Raw genomic sequence first — 20,026 nt, 5'->3', positions numbered from 1 at the left:
CTGGTGTGGAGCTGGGCCCCAGCTGTGAGGTTGCTGGGTAACCGGGTCCTACCGGAGGCGTCGAATGCGCACGACAGTGTCGGCCCGGTGCCCGCTCTGACCGTCCGGCCCGGTCACCTCGCGCTGGACTTCGTCGGTCGTCTCGACCTGCCAGGCCGTCGTGTCGAGGCGGAGTCCGTCGATGACCTCCGGGATCGTCGGGAAGTGCACGTCGAAGGGCGCGTCGTGCTCGTGCACGAACGACGGCCACCCGGCGTGACCGGCGATCAGCAACACCCCACCGGGCGACACCGCTGCCGCGGCCCGCCGCAGCACGTCGGTCCGCTCATCGGCCTGCGCGACCGGCGAATGGAAGAACTGCGCGGTCACCAGATCGAACGAACCGTCCGGAAACGACTGCGCCAGATCGTGTTCGGCCCAGACGATCCGGTCCCCGACACCCGCATCCTGTGCATGCCCTGCGGCGCGCCGTAAAGCGGTCGCGGACACATCGACCGCGGTGACCCGCCATCCGTTTTCGGCCAGCCAGATGGCGTCGCCGCCTTCGCCGCAGCCGAGGTCGAGCGCACTTCCCGGTGTCAGGTCGGCAACTTCACGCACCAGCAGCGGGTTGGGATTCCCGGACCAGACCTGGTCGCGGTCTCGATAGAACTCCTCCCAGAACTCCTGGGTGGCGTTCGATTCAGAGATCTCGGTCATGGGTTGTGCTCCTGTCGGGGTCGCAGGCGTGTGGTTGTCCACCGTCATCGAATGATGGCCGCGCGGTGCTTTCCCGGGCCACTTTCTTTGCTGTTTCGGCAAATCAAGGCGATGGTGACGCGGCACACTATGGACCCGCTGTCACACTCCGGCCGCCTGCGCAGTCATCTAGGCAGAACCACCAACGAAGCGATTGGGACGACTCCCAGTCCGCCATGATCGGAGAGACCGATGACCTCGACCATCCTGCTCACCGGCGGCACCGGCACCCTCGGCGGCCACGTCACGCCGCTGCTGCGGGAGGCCGGCTACCGGATTCGGCTGCTGAGCCGCAGCACCCGCGAGGCCACCGAGGGCATCGAATACGTGACCGGTGACCTCCTGAAAGGCGAAGGCATCGATGCGGCGGTAGCCGGTGTCGACACCATCGTGCACCTTGCGGGCGGCCCCAAGGGCGATGAAATCGCCACCCAGAACCTGGTGCAGGCCGCCGCGGCCGCGGGCGTGCAGCACTTCGTGCACATCTCGGTCATCGGCGCGGACACCATCCCGCTCGGGTACTTCAAGGCCAAGCTCGGCGCCGAGCGCGCCATCATCGAGTCCGGCCTGCCGTACACGATCCTGCGGGCCGCCCAGTTCCACGACCTGGCGCTGAAGACGGTGCAGGCGATGGCGAAGATGCCGATCGTCCCGGCTCCCCACGCGATCCGGTGGCAGCCGGTCGATTCGCGTGAGGTGGCCGCGCGCCTGGTCGAGCTGGCGAACGGCGACCCGGCCGGTCTGGTGACGGATTTGGCCGGCCCCACGGTATACACGCTGCCAGAGCTGATCCGCAGCTACTTGACGGCCGTCGGCAAGCGCCGCCCGTTCCTGCCGATCCGGGTGCCGGGCAAGGCGGGCAAGGCTTACCGTGCGGGCGTCAATCTCAATCTCGACAACGCGCGAATCGGCAAGCGCACTTGGGAAGACTTCCTCACCGAACAGCTGGGCTGAAAATCCGCTCTCCAGCGGAAAGCCGGACTCCGAGCCCCTCCGCCGTAGCGTACGGTCGGGGGATCGGGACCGTTCAGGTCTCCAATCGAAGGACCACGATGTCCGATAAATCTCCGCGCAGTGGCATGACGAAGAAGTCCGGCAAGTCTCTCAAGGAAAAGCGAGCGGAGAAGAAGGCCAAGTCGGCCGGTGATGCGAGCACCGAGGCCACCTTCCTGCCCAAGAAGCGCTGACCGCGGGATCGTCCTCGGCCGGTTAGTCGAGTTCGATCTCGACGTGGTCGGTCAGCGGCACCGACTGGCAAGCGAGGGTGAGGCCGAGGGCGAGGTCGGCGTCGACGAGAGTTTCGTTGCGCAGCATGCTGACCTCGCCCGCGCGCACCGTGCAGGCGCAGGCGCTGCATTCGCCGGCACGGCAGGAATAGGGGGCGTCGTAGCCGTTGGCCAGCAGAGTGTCCAACAGTGTGGACGTTCGCGGCCATGGTAATTCGGCGTCGGTCTCCTTGATCACTTCGACGATTTCCAGGGTGCGCACGTGCGAATTCGCCATCGCCCCGCCTACAGTTGGATGCCGAAACGCCCTGCGGCACGGCGGCCCAGCCGGTAGAGCGGCACACCGAGGTCCTCATAGCTCGCGCCGAGAATCCGGGGAATCAGGTCGAAGCCGCGTGCGTCTGCGCCGATCAGCACCCTGGCCTTGTTTCGCTGTACGCCGCGCAGAATGATCTTGGCCGCCGAGCTCGGCCTGGTCATGGTGATGGATTCGAAGCCGCGCCGCACCACGTCGATGTCGATGCCATCGGGAATGCCGCGCGCGTTCACCGCGATATTCGTCTTGACCCCGCCGGGGTGCACGCAGGTCACGCCGACCGGGTGCCCGGCGATCCGCATCTCCTGCCGCAATGCCTCGGTGAAGCCGCGCACCGCGAATTTCGCGGCGTTATAGGCGCTTTGGGTCGGCACGCCGATGAGGCCGAACACCGACGACATATTGACGATGTGTCCGTCTCCCGAGGCGATGACATCCGGCAGGAAAGCCTTGGTGCCGTGCGCGACGCCCCAGAAATTGATGTTCATCAACCAATCGAAGTCCGGCCATTCCATATCCTCGACTTTGGCGCCCAGCGCAACACCGGCATTGTTGATCACCAGATTCACGCCGCCGAACTCGCCGCGCACATCGTCGGCATGGGCGTACACCGCCGCCCGATGCGCGACATCGAGTTCATAGGGAATGGCTGTCGCGCCCAGCTTTTCGCAACGACCCGCAGTATCGGCCACCGCGCCGGTATCGATATCCGACAGCGCGAGCCGCGCGCCCCGCCGCGCAAGCTCCAGCGCGAGTGCGCGACCGATCCCGGAGCCCGCACCGGTGATGACGGCAACTTTATTATCGAAGCTCTTCATGACCTGTCCTCGCGCTAGGCGTGATCGAAGTGGGGAACGACTGTGCGGGAAGGTCTTCCAGCACAATGGTCGGGCGAACGATGGGACCGGAGCTCGGACCGAAGAATTCGTATTCCGCGGGGTCGATTCGTCGGGTCTGCCGCCAGTACTCCCAGGTGAAGCCCGACCACAGCGTCCGGTTGTTGCCGTGCTCGTCCAGATACCAGCTCTTGCAGCCACCGGTGTTCCACACCGAGCGGGCCAACCGTTGCTGTAGCCGCGCGTTGAACCGGTCCTGTGCCGAGCGGCGCGGCGCCAGCGCCACCGCGCCCTGCTCGCGCAACTGCCGCATCGCCTGCAGCACATAGTGGATCTGTGACTCGATCATGAAGATGATCGAGTTGTGGCCGAGCCCGGTATTGGGGCCGAGCAGGAAGAAGGCATTGGGCATATCGGCCACCGTGATACCGCGATGGGCCTGCACGCCTTCCTCGGTCCACCGCTGCGCCAGGTCGACGCCACCGCGTCCGGTGATCGAGAGGCTCGAGAACGAATCGATGACGTGGAATCCGGTGCCGTAGATGATCACATCGGCCGGGCGCTCGACGCCATCGGCGGTGACGAGGCCCGCTGCGGTCAGGTGGTCGATGCGCTCGGTCACCAGCTCCGTCTTGGGATCGGCCAGCGCGGGATAGTAGGTGTCGGAGCCGAGCAGGCGCTTGCAACCGGCCCGGTAATCCGGCGTCACGCAGGCGCGCAGCACCGGATCGGCGATCTGACGGTTGATGAGCCGCTTGCAGACCCGCTCCACGGCCCGCAGTAGATCGGGCCGCCGGTTCATCGCATAAGCGCCGACCTCGGCGGTCCAGTAGATCCCGTTGCGCACCGCGAAACGCAGTCCGGGCACCCTGCGCAGTGCCCGCCGGAACCCTTCGGAGAAGACCACATCCGACCGCGGCAGCACCCACGGCGCGGTGCGCTGATACACCGTCAGTGCGGCCACCTGGCCGACGATCTCGGGCACGAATTGGATGGCGCTCGCACCGGTTCCGATCACCGCGACCCGCTTGCCCGCCAATGGGGCATCGTGGTTCCACTGCGCGGAATGGAAAGCCGCGCCGGCGAATTCGGCGCTGCCGGCGATCTTCGGAATGCTCGGCACATGCAGCGCACCGATCGCGGAGATGATGAACTGTGCGACGTACTCTTGGCCGTCGACGCTGAACGCGTGCCACCGCTGCTCGGTGTCGTCCCAATAGCTGCGATTCATGTGCTGGTGGAACCGAATGTGCTTGCGCAGACCGTACTTGTCGGCGACCTCCTTCAGATAGTCGAAGATCTCCTGCTGCTGAGAGAACAGCCGCTGCCAGTCCGTGCGCGGTTCGAACGAGTAGGAGTACAGGTGGGTCGGCACATCACAGGCGCATCCGGGATAGGTGTTGTCGCGCCAGGTTCCGCCGATCTCGCCGGCCTTCTCCACAATGAGGTAGTCGCCGATCCCGGCCTTGTCCAGCGCGATGGCCATGCCGAGGCCGGAAAAGCCGCTGCCGATGATCAGCACTCTGGTGTGCACGGGCGCCATGTTCACGCCGCTTTGCTGTCGAGCTCGTCGAGGATGTCCTGTGCGAGAGAACTTTCCGATGTTCGGTCTGTGGTTATACCGCTGGACGGGATCGGAACGCTGCCAGAGTGATTCTGGTTGTGGCAGAGCGCGGCCACATCAGTGTTGAGGACGTGAGACAAGCGGGTCACCTCCCTCGGGCGGGTGGTCGGTTGCGGTCTGAGCTGAGAATCTCCTGCCTTCACGCAGCGGAAGCGTTAATGTCCCCACCAGCTCTGATTGCTGACGGTATCTAATACCAGAGGTACCCAATACTGACGGTTCCGTGTACATTTACGAGTGTGTCGCACGTCTCATCCGATGTCAACGCGGGGGTGTGCGTTCGGTTTTCACCTTCGGCGGGATCCGGAAGGAGTCGAGATGAGCAGCGGTTTCGCCGGCAGCCCACATGCCGGATCGGACTACATCGGGCCCGCAACGATCGTCGTGCACGACACGGAAATCCCGGTCCTGGTCGAGCTGCGCGGCTACCGCGAGCCGATCGACGGAATCTTCCGCTGGTTCGACCGCATTCGGCCGAGCGACGAACTCTCCTGCGCCCTCGGCGACGAAGCGCGGACCAGGGTGACCATCCGCACCGAGCACAGCGCGCGCGAGGGTTTCATCGGCGATCCCGACCCGTGGCGCCACTTCCGGATCATGGGCAAGAGCACGCCGCCCTTCCATGTTCCTACCGAGTTATCCGAGGTGGAGTAGGTGGTTGGTACGGTCGATTTCGTGACGCAACGCGGCCGGGATACAGATGAAGCGCCGCCCAAGCGCGTCGATGCTCGCACCGAGCGGTGGCGTGAGCATCGCAAGAAGGTGCGTGACGAGTTCGTGGACGCGGCATTCCGTGCGCTGGACAAGTTCGGCCCCGAAGTCAGCATGGGTGACATCGCCAAGGAGGCGGGTGCGGCGAAACCCAAGCTGTACCGGCATTTCGAGGACAAAACCGATCTCTACAACGCCATCGTCGACCGGGTGCGCGACATGCTGTGGGAACGAATTATTTCCAGCATCGACCTGACCCACGATTCGGCCCGCGAATTGGTTCGCCGCGGCGCAGCCGAATACGTGCTCGTGGTGACCGAGCATCCGAACGTCTTCCGCTTCATGCTGCACAGCCACTTCACTCAACAGGCCGACGAATCCGAGCGCGCCTTGCAGTCCGCCCGTCAATCGGCCAAGCGCGTCGCCGAGCTGTTCGCCGGAATGCTGGCGGACAAGTCCGTCGAGGTGGCCAGCGTGGAGCTGGTCAACTACTCGATCTTCGGCGCCGTCGCCTCGGCCACCGACTGGTGGCTGGGCGCGAACCGCCTACAGGCGAACGCGATGCCGATCGAGAAGTTCGTCGCCTACCTGGCCGAGATCATCTCGGCCCTCGCCGAGGCGAACGCCCGTCTCAACGGGATCGTCATCGACGCCGATCGACCGTTGCACCAAGCATTTTCGAGTGTATGAGCCGTAGTGAACCACCGGTAGCGCCGGCCGCGAGCGCGCTATGACGGCCGGCTGCCGCATCCACGCGAACCACGTTGTTCCTGTTGTGCCGCGCCATTGAGGCCAACTGTGTTTGCGACGTTCACAGTATGTACTGGCCCACCGACAAGAAAAGGCCGTCGGAGCCGGCTGCCGCACAATGCCCACCGTCGCTGCCATCGCGCTGACACGAGCCCGGCCCTCCGGGTGGTCCGCGGAATCCGGCTGAGACCTGCCGTCATGGGATTGTGGCCGAGGGTGCTCGCCGACCCGCGACGATAGGATCAACTCCCCGTGGGTGTGAATACGGAAAATGGGATGGTTGCCATCCCCGCCGGGCGGGTGACGCTGTCGGATCGGCGGACGCAGCGCAGCTGGTCGGTCGCGGTGGAGCCGTATTCGATATCGCGGTTTCCGGTCACCCAATCGCAGTACGCGCACGTCACCGGTCAACGCCCGAGCGCCGCGCACGGCGACCGAATGCCGGTCGAGACCGTCTCGTGGTGGGACGCGGTCCGATTCTGCAACGCGCTGTCCCGAAGCGAGGGGTTGTCACCGGCATATCGCATCGGTGCCGATGCCGATGCCGATGGCGGCAGTATCGAGTGGATCGCTTCCGCTGACGGGTACCGGTTGCCGACGGAAGCCGAGTGGGAGCATGCGTGCCGCGCGGAGACGACCGGTCCGCGTTACGGCGAACTCGATGAGATCGCTTGGTACCGCGGCAATTCCGATGGTCGAATGCACGAGGTCGGCGGCAAGCGGCCCAATGCATTCGGTCTGTACGACATGCTCGGCAATGTGTGGGACTGGTGCTGGGACGTCTACGACGCCGAGGTGTACGGCGCCTACCGGGTGCTGCGTGGCGGCGGGTGGTTCGACGAGCACTGGAGCTGCCGCGCCTCGGTACGCCGTCGCAGTCATCCGAGCTTTCGGCCCGACGACGTCGGCTTCCGTGTTGTTCGTTCGGTGTCGCGCTGAGCGCGACTCAGTCGCCCTGAGCGCGGCCTACGGGTGGCTCAATCGCCACAGCGGCGACACCGGTCCATGCCCGGCGCCGAGGTCGTAGGACGCGGCAAGACAGCGGTAAGTCCACTCCTTGGCGAAGGCCACCGCGTCGGGGACCGAATAGCCGTTGGCCAGGGCGCAGGCAATCGCGGCGGCCAGGGTGTCGCCGCCGCCGTGGTCGTTGCCGGTGCTGATGCGCGGCGCGGTGAATTCCAGGAACTGCTCGCCGTCGAACAGCAGATCGGTGCTGAATTCGGACGAGCGCAGGTGCCCGCCCTTGACGATCGCCCACTGTGCGCCGAGTGTGTGCAGCGCCTCGGCGGCGCGGCGGGCGCTCGGGTCGTCGGTGACGTCGATGCCGGTGATCAGCCTGACCTCGTCGAGGTTCGGTGTCACCACGGTCGCGAGCGGAATCAGCGTGTGCCGCACCGCGTCCAGCGCCTCCTCGTGCAGCAGCGGATCGCCGTGCATAGACGCCGCGACGGGGTCGACCACCAGCGGAATCGTCCCGTCGCGTCCGATGCCGACCTCGTGACAGACCCCTGCGACGGCCTCGATGATGGCGGTCGAGGCCAGCATCCCGGTCTTGGCCGCGCCGATCCCGATATCGCCGACCACCGTGCGCACCTGATCGGCCACGATCTGCGGCGGAATCTCGTGAAAGCCGCTGACGCCCACCGAGTTCTGCACCGTCACTGCGGCCACCGCGACGCACGCGTGCACCCCGCACAGCGCCATGGTGCGTGAGTCGGCCTGGATTCCGGCACCCCCACCCGAGTCGGTGCCCGCGATGGTGAGTGCGCGGACCGGAGTCTGTCCCTCGGCGGGAAGAGGCAGCAATTTCACACCCAAGACCCTACGACCTGCCACGGCGGGAAGCCGCCCTGAATCTTCAATGCAAATGAAAACCATTATCATTAATGGGTGACCACTTCATCGACCACCGACCTGCTGCCCGTCACCGTGCTGTCCGGCTTCCTCGGCGCGGGCAAGACCACGCTGCTCAACCACATCTTGGCCAACCGGGACGGCCGCCGCGTCGCGGTCATCGTCAACGACATGAGCGAGGTGAATATCGACGCCGCGCTCGTCGCCGGCCAGGGCCACCTGGACCGGACCGAGGAGAAGCTGGTCGAGCTCACCAATGGCTGCATCTGCTGCACGCTGCGCGAGGACCTGATCGAAGCGGTCGGCCGCCTGGCACGGGACGGCCGGTTCGATCAACTGGTGATCGAATCCACCGGCATCTCCGAGCCCATGCCGGTGGCCGCCACCTTCGACTGGGAATTCGAGGACGGTTTCAAGCTCGGCGATATCGCGCGGCTGGACACCATGGTGACGGTGGTCGACGCATCGACCTTCCTCACCGAGGTGGCCCGCGGGCAGGCGCTTGTCGAACGCAATCTGCAAGCGGCGGAAGGGGATGCGCGCACTATCGCCGACTTGCTGGTGGATCAGGTGGAATTCGCCGACGTCCTGCTCGTCAACAAGACCGATCTGGTGAGCGACGCCGTCGCCGGGGCGGTGGAAGCCACTGTGCGCAGGCTGAATCCGCGCGCCGAAGTGCTGCGCACACGGCAGGGCATCGTGGACTTGGCCGAGGTGCTCGGCACCGGACGCTATAGTCCGGTCGTCGCCGCCGAGGCTGCGGGCTGGGAGGACGAACTCGCGGGCGGACACATCCCGGAGACCGAGGAATACGGCATCCGCAGCCTGACCTACACCGCCGACCGCCCTTTCCATCCGGCCCGCCTCTCCGATGCACTCGATCAGATGCGAGGACTGTTGCGCAGCAAGGGTTTCTGCTGGATCGCCAGCCGAGCAGGGTTGGCGGCGGTCTGGTCGCAGGCGGGCCCGAACCTGGTATTCGAACCGGCCGCCCGGTGGACCTCGCTGGAGGTGCCGCCCGGACAAGAGATCGTCTTCATCGGCGTAAAGCTCGACCGCGACCGGGTACGCGAAATGTTGGACGCCGCATTGCTCACCGACGCCGAACTTGCTGCGGGACCGCTGGAATGGGCCGAATACCCCGATCCGTTCCCCGCTTGGGGTGAACTGCACGAACATGTGTGAGCTGGCGCCAGATCGCGGCGATGTGCGAGCGTGCCGGTGGTTCGGCCGGGCCAAAGCGCCACGTCGGCCGGCAGCACGCGTTCCGCTGGGTCTGGCCGCGCTGGGTTCGGATGTCGTCGCGCAGTCGGCGTCACCAGGGCGACACGTCGGGTTCGAGTCGTGGCCGAATGTCGACCGTGTGACGGCGTTCAGCGCGCCAGTAGCTCCCGCAGTGCGTTATCGATGAACACCGCTCCCTCCGGATCGCTCCCGCCGCCGGTGAGATGTCCCCAGATGCCGGGCACCACAATCAGTTTCGCGTCCCGCATGTGACCGACGGCCCACGCCTCGTCCTCCGGGGGGAAGTAGAGGTCCTTCAGGGCGGGCAGGGCTACGGTCTTCGCCGTGATGGCGGCCAATGCCGCCGCGGTGTCGCCGTCGAAACCCGGTGTCAGGCCGATGTCGGCGTGCTTCCAGGTCCAGATCTGGGCGAGTAGATCGTTGGCGTCCGCCGTCGCGAAGATCGGCTCCCATAGGTTGGTGAGGAAGTCGTCGAGGGTAGCGAAGCCGACTTTCTCGTACACTCGCTCCCAATAGAACGCCTGCGACAGTGCCCAACCCGCGAGCACGCGGGCGAATGCGCGCAGGCCCAGGCGCGGTGGTTCCAGGTAGTCGCCGTCGGCGAAGGCTGCATCGGCGGTCAGGGCGTATCGCAGGCCGTCGAGGAAGACCTTGTTGTGCGGGCTGGTGTGTGACGAGCCGGTGATCGGCGCCAGGCGTTCCACCATGTCCGGGTACCTGACCGCCCACTGATACGCCTGCGCCGCGCCCATCGAGGCGCCGGTGACGAGGGCCAGTTGGGTGATGCCGAAATGCTCGGTGATCAAGCGGTGTTGAGCGGTGACATTGTCGAGAATGGTGACGTTCGGGAACCGCGCGCGGTCGTAGGGCGCCGGCGTGTTGCTCGGCGAGCTGGAAAGCCCGTTGCCGAACAGATTCGGCACGATCACGAAGTAGCGGGTGGTATCCAGCGCTTTGCCCGGGCCGATCAACCACTCGTTGTGGCTGTGGGTCCCCGCGAACCAGGTCGGGAAGAGAATGGCGTTCGACTTGTCGTCCGCGAGCTCGCCGTAGGTCCGGTACGCCAGCCGGGCGTCGGGCACGGCTCCACCGGCAAAGGCGAAGTCGCCGAGCTCGAAGATTTCGTGATCGGTCACACTCATTTCAAGCAATTGTGACGCCGAGGTATTCCACAACCGCGCCCCACACACCCCGGGTCGGAGTGTGGGGCGCGGTCGGGCGGGCCGGTGACATGCGCCGGTCCAACGGCGCGGCATGGCTCCTGCCTCAGTTCGAGATGCCGGGAGTCTGCTGGAGGTAGGACGTGTCGGTCAGCTGCTCGAGCATGAAGTCCGCGATATCGGCGCGGGCGATCTTCAGCGCGAGTCCGGTCTCGTCGGCGGGGAATCCGCGGCGGTAGCTGCCGGTGCGCGGGCCGTCGGTGAAGGCGCTCGGGCGCACGATGGTCCAGTCCAGATTGCTGGCGCGGACGTACGCCTCCTGCTGCACGTGGTCGGCGTACGCCTGACGCAGCAGCATGCCGAACATGACGTACTTCCACAGGAAGTTCAGGTTGCCGCGGCTGTCGCCGACGCCGAGGGTGGTCTGTGTGATCAGCCGCTTCACCCCGGTCCGGTTCATCGCCTCGATGACCGCGCGCGTGCCTTCGGCCCGGATGACGCCCTTGCGGCCGGCACCGAGCGAGATAAGCACGGCGTCCTGGCCCACGACGGCCCGCTCCACCGACGCGGTGTCGAGGACGTCGCCCTCGATGATGTGCAGGCGCTCGTGACGCTGCTCGACTCCGGCCGCGTTGCGGGTGAAGGCCGTCACCTCGTGACCCTGCGCGAGCGCCTGCTCGACGGCCTGACGACCGACGGTGCTTGTGGCTCCGAAGACTGCGATTTTCACGATGTTCTCCTTGTTCTCGAAAGCTGTTGAGCTGTTGGTGAATCCAGTACATCAGCGCCGAGTCCGGTGAACCATGGCCGCGCGTCTCGATGACATAAGAGAGTGTCTCGGGCCTGCGGAACGCACCACGGCCCGTGCTCCGGAAGGCCGGGCACGGGCCGTCGAGTGGCCAAGAATGCTCAGCTGAGCTGGGCGAAGAAGCTGCGGATATCGGCGACCAACACCTCGGGCGCCTCGTGTGCGGCATAGTGCCCTGCTGCGTCGTTGGCGCCGCCCTGCACGGATCCGACGTCATAGGAGTTCCAGCTGACGATATTGCGGTGATCGCGCTCGGCGAAGCGGCGGATCGACTGGAAATCACCCTTGAACATCGCGAGCCCGGTCGGCGTCTCGGTCGGCGCGGCCGGCTGCTGCGCGACGTGCGCATCCTCGTAGTAGAAGCGAATCGACGAGCCCGCGGTGCCGGTCAGCCAGTAGATGGCCACATTGCCGATCACGAAGTCGTCGTCGAGGCTTTCACCGAACAGCTGCGCATTCCAGCCGAGCAGGCCCACCGGCGAATCGCTCAGCGCGAAGGCCAGGGTCTGCGGCTGCTGGCTGTGCAGGGTGTTGAAGGACATCTTGTTGTCGTGGAACCACTGCAGGTGCGCCAGCGCGGCCATGTCGTCCTCGGACAGGCCCTCGAATTCCGCCGGGTCGCCGGACGGGAACGAAAAGAGCTGCGTGACATGGACACCGACGACGCGCTCCGGATCGATGCGGCCGATCTCGGGCGAGATCATCGAGCCGCCGTCGTTGCCGATCGCGCCGTAGCGCTGGTAGCCGAGCCTGCTCATCAGCTCCACCCATGCCTTGGCGGTGCGGTCGCGACCCCAGCCGGTGCTGCGGGTGGGACCGGAGAATCCGAATCCCGGCAGCGAGGGGATGACCAGGTGGAAGGCCGGGGCATCGGCGGACTCCGGCTCGGTGAGCGGGGCGATGACGTCGAGGTATTCCAGGATCGAGCCCGGCCAGCCGTGGCTGAGGATCACCGGGAGTGCGTCGGCCCGGGAGGACTTGATGTGCAGGAAGTGGATGTCCTCACCGTCGATCTCGGTGACGAACTGCGGGTAAGAGTTCAGCCTGGCCTCCAGCGCCCGCCAATCGAAACGGTCGAGCCAGTATTCGGCGAGGGCGCGCACCCGCTCGTTCGGAACGCCGTAGGAGTCGGCGACGCCGCTGAGCTCGTTCGGCCAGATGGTCCGCTGCAGCCGGTTGGCCAGGTCGTCGAGCTGGGACTGCGGGATGTCGATGGTGAAGGGGCGGATGGCGGTCATGGTGTTCTCCTTCTGAAACGGAATGCTTTGTTCTGTTTGAACCGTAGCAGAACGGATCATTCCGTTTCAAGTGCTACGCTGAAGTCATGCCGAAAACGTCCGAGACCCCAGCTCCGAAGGCCCTGCCCGGCCGCAAGGCACAGGCCGCCCGCAACGACGGGCTGATCATGGAGGCCGCGCGGGCGGTTTTCCTCGCCGACCCCAACGCCCCGATCGCCGCCGTCGCCGAACGTGCCGGAGTCGGGATCAGCGCGCTCTATCGCCGCTATCCGAGCAAGGAAGACCTCTTGCGCACCCTGTGTCACCAAGGCCTGCGCCGCTACAACGTGGAAGCCGATGCCGCGCTGGAGGAATCCGACGGCTGGCACGGCTTCGTCGGATTCCTGGAGCGGGTGGTCGATGCCGATGTGCACTCGCTGACGGTGCATCTGGCAGGCACCTTCACGCCGGACGAATCGATGTTGCCCGACGTTGTGCACGCGGGTGAGGTGGCCGAGGAGTTGGTGCGCCGCGCCCACGCCTCGGGGCGATTGCGTCCCGACGTCACCAGCCTGGATCTCGGTCTTGTCCTGGAAGCCTGTGCCGCCATTTCGATGCCCGACGAGAAACGCACCGCCGAGCTGCGGCGTCGCGTGCTCGCGCTGCTCATCGCTGGCCTGACGGTCGAGGGTGAACTGCCGGGTCCGCCGCCGGAGGCCGGTGAATTCGCCTGGCGTTGGCAGCGGCGCCCGTGACCGACGGCCCGACCGATGATTTCGCCGACGACCGAGCGTCTGCACTGCTAGGAATGTCCCTGTCCGCAGCAGCGAAAGGACTCGCTATGAACTGGACACTCGAGGTCGTGATCGTGCCGGTGTCGGACATCGACCGGGCCAAGGACTTCTACTCGAAGCAGCTGGGTTTCGCAGTCGACCACGACACCGAAATCGGCGAGGGCGTCCGGTTGGTGCAGCTGACCCCACCGGGCTCCGGCTGCTCCATCGTCATCGGCGAGGGCGCGGTCCCCAAGATGGAACCCGGCTCGCTGCAGGGTTTACAGCTGGTTGTCCCCGACATCCGAAAAGCCCACGCCGAGTTGCTCGAACGCGGCGTCGAGGTCAGTGATATCCAAGTCCTCGGCCAGAGCCCGACCCAAATGCCCGATCCCCTGGACAACGTCGGTTTCCTCTTCTTCACCGACCCCGACGGCAACGGCTGGGCCCTCCAGCAGATCTCCACCCGCCATTAGGCGCGGGCCTGATCCAGCGCCTCGACCAGGCTGCGGGCTCGCAGATCCACCGCACCTTCGATGATGTAGTTGGTGACGTACGCGAACGCGATGCCACGCGACGGGTCGGCATAGGCCAGCGAACCGCCGCGACCGGGATGGCCGAAGGAGGTGGCGCCGCCGAGCGGAAAACCCTCGGTGGGCAGCATGTAGCCAGTGCCGTAGCGATCGGGCAGCATGACCACGCGGTCGATGCCATCGGCCTGCACCCGGGTGGCGTCGGCGACCGTTTCCGGGGTGAGCAGTCGGATGCCGTCGACCTCTCCGATGAGCGAGGCGTAGAGCCGCGCCAGCCCGCGCGCGCTACCGATGCCATTGCTCGACGGGATCTCCGCGGCATGTACGGCAGGGGAGTTGAAGTCGATCTCGGCCGGGTCGGTGACCTGGAACGCACGGTTGGCCAGTGACCCCGGATCTCGAAGGGCCGCAACCATATCGTGCAGTTCGGCCGGAATCGCATCTATCGGGACGGTCGCCAGATCGACGGCGGGCGCGAACACCAAGCGGCTGACCCGGTGGCGTTCGGCCTCGGGCAACCCGATGTAGAAGTCGATCCCGAGCGGCCCGGCGATCTCCTCGGCCACGAACTGCCCGACGCTGCGGCCACTGACCCGCCGGATCACCTCGCCGACCAGCCAGCCGAAGGTGCGGCCGTGATACCCGTGCGCCGTGCCCGGAACCCAGTTCGGGGCCTGTGCGGCAAGCGCTTCCACCATCGGCTGCCAGGCCAGTGCGTCCGCCAGCAGTACCGGCTTGTCCACCGCGGCGAGCCCGGCCTGGTGGCTCAGCAACCAGCGCACCGGAATCTCGCCCTTGCCCGCGGCCGCGAACTCCGGCCAGTACTGCGCCACCGGCGCGTCGAGGTCGAGGTGGCCACGCTGCGCGAGCAGGTGCGCGGCGGTCGCGGTGACGCCTTTGGTCGCCGAATAGACCAGCTGGATGGTATCCCGATCCCAGGTGCGATCGGTCTCGGGATCGGCAGATCCGCCCCACAGATCGACCACCGGCCGCCCGTCCCGATAAACGCATACCGCGGCGCCCACATCACCCCGGTCGGCGAAGTTCGCGGCGAATGCCGCCCGCACCGTTTCGTATCCGTCCGCAACCAGCCCGTCGATCACCATGTGGGACAGCATGTCATGACCGAAAAGCGAAAGTCCTGCGGCGATGATGTAGCAGGGATGGTCAGCGGCTGTGACGTTCCCGATGGGCGGCGCCACCGGGGCGCCGACGACCCCGAAGAGCGGTCATGAAGTAGACCGAGCGCATCGGCCGCGCCGAGCAGGCCATCAGGGATGGCGGCGTCCCTTTGCCCCGCCCCTGGCCGCGGACCGGGATGCGCGGCCGGCCGTCATGCGGTACCTGATCTGCACCGACGGGTACGCGCCACCTCGGGTCCGAACCTGTACCACGTCGAATTGTCTACGGAGGCAGTCCGGCTCACCCGGCTGCTGCCCGACAAGTTGCGCATGGCTGCCGCGAACGTCCGGAGGCGCACCCGTCATGTGCTACTCGACGCTATCCACGAGAGGCGAGGAGGAGGGCTTGGGTGCTGCGGCCGAGGGGGCCTTTCTCGTCGAAGAGGGCGGACTCGGCCAGGCCGATGCCGTGTGGTTGGGGATGGGTGACGGCGTCGAGACAGATCCATTCGCCTGCGGGCATGCGGTGCAGGGTGACGGTGAGGTCGGTGTTGATGAAGAGATAGCGCGACCAGTCCAGGACCGAGCTGACGCCGTTGCCGGAGTCTGCGGCTGCCAGGGTGCGTTCCAGTGGGCTCGGGGTGGTGCCTGCGACGATCGGATATTTCAGCCGGATCCAGCAGATCGCGGGGCCGGGTTCAGCGAATGATCCTGTGATGAAACGGTATTCGATACCGGTGTGGAAACCGACCGGCTGGTTCGCCGGAAACGGCGACGAGACCGCCTGCTCGGGTCCTGGACGGACGCCGGAGGGGATGATCTGCGCGGGCAGGTCCAGTTCGGGGTCGGCCAGTGTGAAGCGCCAGGCGTTGGCCTTCATGACCGGCCCGCGATCGGTCGAGAGCGTTGCCTCGATGAGTTCGACGCTGCGGCCGGGCCGCGTGACGCGCGCCTCGACGGTCAGCGGCGCCAGCGGAACCGGACCGAGAATCTCGACTGCGACCCTGCCGACCTGGAAACCCTCCCGCGGTGCGCAGCGTTCGATCGCGTAGCCGAGCAGCGCGGACGGCGGCCCGGCGTGCTGGGCATCCGGCGACCAGGGGCCGCGGGTGAGTTCGGTCGAGACGAACCGATTCGGGTCCGCTGGATCCGGCAGGTAGAAGGCGTCGGCCACGTCGTTGTCCGTCCCATCGGGCCGGCAGCGTTGCCGGTCGGAAAGTTGTTTGTTCGGTTAACGATTTCCCTTGGAACGGTACTCGGGCGGCAGCGCCGGTCGGGCCAGTACTGCAACGGCACTCGCTGGTCAGTCGAGTGCTGGACGATCTCGCGTTCTCCGTCGTGCTCCTTGGGCGATGGCTGCGGCCGATCAGGTTCTGCGCGAGATGACCATGATGTATTCGCAGGGAGCGTTCGTTCGGTTGGCGAAGCCGTGGTCCGCGTCGGCCTGGAAGAACAGAGAGTCGCCTGTGTTCAGGGTCTCGCTGATTCCGCCGATCGCGACGGTGAGGGTGCCTTCGAGCACCACGACTTGTTTCTCCGTACCCGGCGGATACGCGGGCAGCAGCCCGGTAGAGACCTGTGCGGGGAGGTAGTGGACGACCATCTCGGCTCCGCCCGCGCCCGGGGCCGCTGACACCATGTGCCGTTCGAAGCCGGTTTCCGGGTCACGGAAAACGGGGCGATCGTTCTTGCGCATGACAACGGCCACACCAGACGCGGCAGCAGCTGCCCCACCGATCAGGTCCGAGAGCGACGCGTCGAGCGCGTGGGCGATCCTGGACGCGACGCCGATCGTCGGGCTCTTCTCACCGCGTTCGACCTTGGACAGCATCGCCCGGCTGACCGCCGACTGTGTGGACAGCTGCTCCAGCGTCAGGCCCGCCTCCTCGCGGCGTCGCCGCACGTTACCGCCGAACGCGCCGGCCAGGTCGTCACCGTGCTGTGGTTGGGCCGCGTTTCCGTCTTGCTCGACCACTGTGCTCCTCGATCGATGGGTACCTCGCTGCCCACAGTGTATGTTTCTCCTAAAGAAGATATAGTCTTCTATCAGAGACACGCGATATGCGCCCGACACGACGGAGGTTCCATGCGTTTGATCTCGAGTGGCCAGCACCATGCCACGTTCGAATTCGGCGATCTGCAGGTGATCTCGTTGCGAGACGGGTACATCGACATGCCGCCGACACGGCTCCGCGACGAGGATGGGTGCACGCTCGATGAGCTGCCGGCCGCCGTGCCGCTGGCCGGCGACAACTTGCGGCTGTCGGTCAACGCCTTCTTCGTCACCGACGGCACGCGGTCGGTTCTCATCGACACCGGCGCGTCCAACGCCTGGCACGACCCCACCATGGGATTGATCTACGATGCGCTCGACGAAGCGGGAATCGACCGCGCGCATGTCACCGATGTGGCCATCACCCACAGGCACGAAGACCACGTGAGCGGCCTGATCGCGCCGGACGGTTCAGAGGCGTTCACCAAACTCGAGCGCGTGTGGATCGGCGCGGGCGACACCTCGGTGTTCACGGGGCGGCTCGAGCCGATCCGCGACCGGGTCGTACCCGTGTCGGAGAAGGTCGCGATCAACGACTGGACCACCGCGATCCCGACACCGGGCCACACACCCGGTCACACCATCTACGAAGTCAGGAGCGGCACCGGCCACCTTCTCGTCTGGGGCGACACCGTTCACGTTCCCACGCTCCAATTCGATCGGCCGAACGTGTCCTGGGAGCTCGACGGCAACCAGTCCCAGGCCCGCGCCGCGCGAGCGGCCCTCCTCGAACAACTGACCCAACCACACCACTTCGTAGCCGGCGCCCACCTCGACTCACCCGGCATCGCCCGCGTAACCCCCACCGGCGATGGTTATGCGCTGGAATACCTCGCACCACCGATCGGCTGATCGAGCCTGTCGGCTCCGGGCCGCGCTCGCGATGGCGGCCAAGGGGGGCAAGCTCGTCCGGAATGTGGTCGAGCCGATCAGGCGCTTCCCGGGCGCGTAGAAGTTGATCAAGGCTGGAGTACTAGGGCCGGCCGAACGCGAGGGCGACGTTGTGCCCACCGAAACCGAACGAGTTGTTGAGCGCATAGTCGATCCGTTGGGTGCGCGGTGCGCCGGCGACGATATCGAGGTCGATATCCGGCCCGCGATTGTCGAGATTCAATGTGGGCGGGACGATCTGGTCGCGCAGGGTCAGCATGGTCAGGATCGATTCGAGGGCGCCGACCGCGCCGATCGAGTGTCCGAGCGCGGATTTCGGCGCGTAGACCGAGGCATCGGGCACGACGGCCGCGATCGCGTTGGCTTCGGACGCGTCACCGACGGACGTCGACGTGGCGTGCGCATTGACGTGCTGGATATCCGAAACCTGCAGTCCTGCAGTACTTATCGCCTTGCGCATGGCTCGTGCCGCGCCGATGCCGCCGGGGTCGGATGCGACGATGTGGTAGGCGTCCGAGGTGATTCCCGCGCCGAGCACCCTGCCGTGGATCTGCGCGCCCCGCGCGCGTGCGTGCCGCTCGGATTCGAGCACGAGCAGGGCCCCGGCCTCGCCGAAGACGAAGCCGTCGCGGTCCCGGTCGAACGGCCGCGACGCGCGCTGCGGTTCGTCGTTGCGCGTGCTCATCGCGCGCATCATGGCGAAGCTCGCGATCGGCACCGCGTGGATGTGGCCCTCGACGCCGCCCGCGACGACGATGTCGGCCTCGCCGGTGCGGATCAGCCGCCAGGCGTGCGCGATTGCCTCGGAACCCGACGAGCACGCCGAGACCGGTGCGAAAACGCCTGCCTGGGCACCGATTTCGAGTCCAACGGTGGCGGCGGGCCCATTGGGCATCACCATCGGTACCGACATCGGCGACACCTTCCGGTAGCCGCCCTCGCGCATGGCGTCCACCGCGTTGATGAGCGCGTCGCCGCCGCCGAGGCCGGTGCCGATCGCGACGGCCAGCCGTTCCCGGTCCACCGCAGGCGCGCCTGCATTGCTCCAGACTCGGCGGCCGAGTACCAGCGCCATCTGTTCGACATAGGACAGCCGCCGCTGCTCGATCCGAGTCAACTGCTCGCCGGGTTGTGACTTCAGCTTGCCGCCGATCCGCACCGGCAGGTCGTATTCGGTGACGAAATCGTCCTCGAGCATCCCGATGCCGCTGTGGCAGGCCAGCAGCTCCGACCAGGTGGTGTCGGCGTCGTCGGCGAGCGAGGTGGTCGCGGCGTAGGCGGTGACCACGACCGAGTCGCGAGCAGCGCCGAGAGTTTCTGAAGCGATTGTTACAGTCACGAGGTCATGGATACCTGTACCACTCGCTACAGTCAACTCATGGCCCGCCCACTCGACCAAGCAAAACGCGCCGAACTCCTCGCCGACGTGGTGCAATACATCGCCGATCACGGCCTCGCGGACCTGTCGCTGCGCCCACTCGCGGCCGAACTCGGCACCAGCTCCCGCATGCTGATCTACTACTTCGACACCAAAGAGGAGATGCTCGTCCAGGCGCTCACCACCCAGCGCCCCGATATCGCGGCACTGTTCGCGGACGTCGGCGACGCCGCCGAACTCCGGCAGCGACTGAGCGATTTCTATACCGCGAGCCTGTCGGGCGCGGGTGCGACCAGCGTGCGCGTCCTGTTGCAGGTGCTCGGCACGGCCTGCGCCCCGCATAGCCCCTACGCCGCCTACGCCCACGTCGCGATCGCCACCTTCGTCGCGGCCCTCACCGACGCCCTCCGTCGAATCGCGTCGATCGAAGATCCGGAAGCTGTTGCCACGCTCTTGATTTCCGGCCTGCGCGGCGTCATCCAAGACCGCCTGATCACCGGCGACATCGACCGCGCCGACCGCGCGGCCCACCGCCTGATCGAGCAGAATCTGCGCTGATGGCCTGATCGATCATTCCCTGTGCCAAGGGGGCGGAAGCCATTGCGGTGCTGAGTTTTCCTGCCTGTGCTGCCTCATTCGAGACTGGTCGCCGTCGGCATCGCCCGCGCCATCTGTTGCCTTGTCGAGCGGAGTCTGCGCTAGCGGGTCATCGGCCGAAGCGTTGTCGGTCCGGAAGCTGTTGCTGCTGTCGGTTTCCGGCTCGCATGGGCGCAATTCGAGATCGGTACCAGT

General features: G+C 66.3%; 21 protein-coding genes and 1 pseudogene. 10 read left to right on the top strand and 12 right to left on the bottom strand.

Annotation, left to right across the window (positions count from 1 at the left end; translation table 11 throughout):
• Positions 1–48: 48 nt before the first annotated feature.
• Positions 49–699, bottom strand: a complete 651-nt coding sequence (locus ACLMAL_RS11070) for an SAM-dependent methyltransferase (RefSeq protein ID WP_411998960.1) — start codon at positions 697–699, stop codon at positions 49–51.
• 231 nt (positions 700–930) lie between these two features.
• Here ACLMAL_RS11070 and ACLMAL_RS11065 point away from each other — a divergent pair, with 231 nt between their 5' ends.
• Both ACLMAL_RS11065 and ACLMAL_RS11060 read left to right on the top strand, forming a co-directional pair.
• Positions 931–1,692: an SDR family oxidoreductase gene (locus tag ACLMAL_RS11065; protein WP_411998959.1), complete on the top strand. Its 762-nt coding sequence runs from the start codon at positions 931–933 to the stop codon at positions 1,690–1,692.
• A 98-nt stretch (positions 1,693–1,790) separates the two neighbouring features.
• Positions 1,791–1,925, top strand: a complete 135-nt coding sequence (locus ACLMAL_RS11060; RefSeq protein ID WP_328406876.1) for a hypothetical protein — start codon at positions 1,791–1,793, stop codon at positions 1,923–1,925.
• Between the two features lie 22 nt (positions 1,926–1,947).
• Here the strand turns inward: ACLMAL_RS11060 and ACLMAL_RS11055 are convergent.
• The 3 genes and pseudogenes from ACLMAL_RS11055 to ACLMAL_RS11045 form a co-directional block, all read right to left on the bottom strand.
• A pseudogene (locus tag ACLMAL_RS11055) lies at positions 1,948–2,175 on the bottom strand (2Fe-2S iron-sulfur cluster-binding protein); the annotation flags it as partial.
• 74 nt (positions 2,176–2,249) lie between these two features.
• Positions 2,250–3,098 carry an SDR family NAD(P)-dependent oxidoreductase gene (locus ACLMAL_RS11050; RefSeq protein WP_411998958.1) on the bottom strand — a complete coding sequence of 283 codons (849 nt, stop codon included), beginning with the start codon at positions 3,096–3,098 and terminating at the stop codon, positions 2,250–2,252.
• Positions 3,082–4,659, bottom strand: coding sequence for a flavin-containing monooxygenase (locus ACLMAL_RS11045; RefSeq protein WP_411998998.1), 1,578 nt, complete (start codon positions 4,657–4,659; stop codon positions 3,082–3,084). Before ACLMAL_RS11045 ends, ACLMAL_RS11050 begins: the two co-directional genes overlap by 17 nt.
• A gap of 399 nt (positions 4,660–5,058) precedes the next feature.
• Between ACLMAL_RS11045 and ACLMAL_RS11040 the strand changes: the two genes are divergently transcribed.
• The 3 genes from ACLMAL_RS11040 (at position 5,059) to ACLMAL_RS11030 (ending at position 7,140) form a co-directional block, all read left to right on the top strand.
• On the top strand, positions 5,059–5,394 hold the full coding sequence (locus ACLMAL_RS11040) for a DUF4873 domain-containing protein (protein WP_411998957.1): 336 nt from the start codon (positions 5,059–5,061) through the stop codon (positions 5,392–5,394).
• Between the two features lie 21 nt (positions 5,395–5,415).
• Positions 5,416–6,141, top strand: coding sequence for a TetR family transcriptional regulator (locus tag ACLMAL_RS11035; protein ID WP_411998956.1), 726 nt, complete (start codon positions 5,416–5,418; stop codon positions 6,139–6,141).
• A 336-nt stretch (positions 6,142–6,477) separates the two neighbouring features.
• Complete coding sequence (locus ACLMAL_RS11030) at positions 6,478–7,140, top strand: formylglycine-generating enzyme family protein (RefSeq protein WP_411998955.1); 663 nt, start codon at positions 6,478–6,480, stop codon at positions 7,138–7,140.
• A 27-nt stretch (positions 7,141–7,167) separates the two neighbouring features.
• Here the strand turns inward: ACLMAL_RS11030 and thiD are convergent, their stop codons facing one another.
• A complete protein-coding gene (thiD, locus tag ACLMAL_RS11025) occupies positions 7,168–8,013 on the bottom strand; it encodes a bifunctional hydroxymethylpyrimidine kinase/phosphomethylpyrimidine kinase (RefSeq protein WP_411998954.1) in 846 nt (281 codons plus the stop codon).
• 78 nt (positions 8,014–8,091) lie between these two features.
• On the opposite strand from thiD, the gene ACLMAL_RS11020 reads away from it, so the two are divergent.
• Positions 8,092–9,240 (top strand): GTP-binding protein, encoded by a 1,149-nt coding sequence (locus ACLMAL_RS11020; RefSeq protein WP_411998953.1) that lies wholly within the window; start codon positions 8,092–8,094, stop codon positions 9,238–9,240.
• Positions 9,241–9,428: 188 nt separating this feature from the next.
• On the opposite strand, the gene ACLMAL_RS11015 is transcribed toward ACLMAL_RS11020, so the two are convergent.
• From ACLMAL_RS11015 to ACLMAL_RS11005, 3 genes are all read right to left on the bottom strand, one after another.
• Entirely contained in the window at positions 9,429–10,442 is a 1,014-nt protein-coding gene (locus ACLMAL_RS11015; RefSeq protein ID WP_411998952.1) for an alpha/beta fold hydrolase, read from the bottom strand.
• A 124-nt stretch (positions 10,443–10,566) separates the two neighbouring features.
• Positions 10,567–11,190 (bottom strand): NAD(P)-dependent oxidoreductase, encoded by a 624-nt coding sequence (locus ACLMAL_RS11010; protein WP_411998951.1) that lies wholly within the window; start codon positions 11,188–11,190, stop codon positions 10,567–10,569.
• A gap of 179 nt (positions 11,191–11,369) precedes the next feature.
• Positions 11,370–12,506, bottom strand: coding sequence for an epoxide hydrolase family protein (locus ACLMAL_RS11005; protein ID WP_411998950.1), 1,137 nt, complete (start codon positions 12,504–12,506; stop codon positions 11,370–11,372).
• A gap of 86 nt (positions 12,507–12,592) precedes the next feature.
• Between ACLMAL_RS11005 and ACLMAL_RS11000 the strand changes: the two genes are divergently transcribed.
• Both ACLMAL_RS11000 and ACLMAL_RS10995 read left to right on the top strand, forming a co-directional pair.
• Positions 12,593–13,240 carry a TetR/AcrR family transcriptional regulator gene (locus tag ACLMAL_RS11000; protein WP_411998949.1) on the top strand — a complete coding sequence of 216 codons (648 nt, stop codon included), beginning with the start codon at positions 12,593–12,595 and terminating at the stop codon, positions 13,238–13,240.
• 86 nt (positions 13,241–13,326) lie between these two features.
• Entirely contained in the window at positions 13,327–13,734 is a 408-nt protein-coding gene (locus tag ACLMAL_RS10995; RefSeq protein ID WP_411998948.1) for a VOC family protein, read from the top strand.
• Here ACLMAL_RS10995 and ACLMAL_RS10990 read toward each other — a convergent pair.
• The 3 genes from ACLMAL_RS10990 to ACLMAL_RS10980 form a co-directional block, all read right to left on the bottom strand.
• Positions 13,731–14,909 carry a serine hydrolase domain-containing protein gene (locus ACLMAL_RS10990; protein WP_411998947.1) on the bottom strand — a complete coding sequence of 393 codons (1,179 nt, stop codon included), beginning with the start codon at positions 14,907–14,909 and terminating at the stop codon, positions 13,731–13,733. The genes ACLMAL_RS10995 and ACLMAL_RS10990 overlap by 4 nt on opposite strands.
• 382 nt (positions 14,910–15,291) lie before the next feature.
• Positions 15,292–16,086: a thioesterase family protein gene (locus tag ACLMAL_RS10985; protein ID WP_411998946.1), complete on the bottom strand. Its 795-nt coding sequence runs from the start codon at positions 16,084–16,086 to the stop codon at positions 15,292–15,294.
• A 192-nt stretch (positions 16,087–16,278) separates the two neighbouring features.
• On the bottom strand, positions 16,279–16,887 hold the full coding sequence (locus ACLMAL_RS10980; RefSeq protein ID WP_411998945.1) for a helix-turn-helix domain-containing protein: 609 nt from the start codon (positions 16,885–16,887) through the stop codon (positions 16,279–16,281).
• Positions 16,888–16,998: 111 nt separating this feature from the next.
• Here ACLMAL_RS10980 and ACLMAL_RS10975 point away from each other — a divergent pair, with 111 nt between their 5' ends.
• A complete protein-coding gene (locus ACLMAL_RS10975; RefSeq protein WP_411998944.1) occupies positions 16,999–17,817 on the top strand; it encodes an MBL fold metallo-hydrolase in 819 nt (272 codons plus the stop codon).
• A 121-nt stretch (positions 17,818–17,938) separates the two neighbouring features.
• Here ACLMAL_RS10975 and ACLMAL_RS10970 read toward each other — a convergent pair whose 3' ends face one another.
• A complete protein-coding gene (locus ACLMAL_RS10970; protein ID WP_411998943.1) occupies positions 17,939–19,195 on the bottom strand; it encodes a KasA/KasB family beta-ketoacyl-ACP synthase in 1,257 nt (418 codons plus the stop codon).
• Between the two features lie 39 nt (positions 19,196–19,234).
• Between ACLMAL_RS10970 and ACLMAL_RS10965 the strand changes: the two genes are divergently transcribed.
• Positions 19,235–19,792: a TetR/AcrR family transcriptional regulator gene (locus tag ACLMAL_RS10965; RefSeq protein ID WP_411998942.1), complete on the top strand. Its 558-nt coding sequence runs from the start codon at positions 19,235–19,237 to the stop codon at positions 19,790–19,792.
• Positions 19,793–20,026: the final 234 nt, after the last annotated feature.

It is taken from the genome of Nocardia sp. CWNU-33 (assembly GCF_046764895.1).
GTDB lineage: Bacteria > Actinomycetota > Actinomycetes > Mycobacteriales > Mycobacteriaceae > Nocardia.
This window is presented reverse-complemented; position numbering and strand designations above follow the sequence as displayed.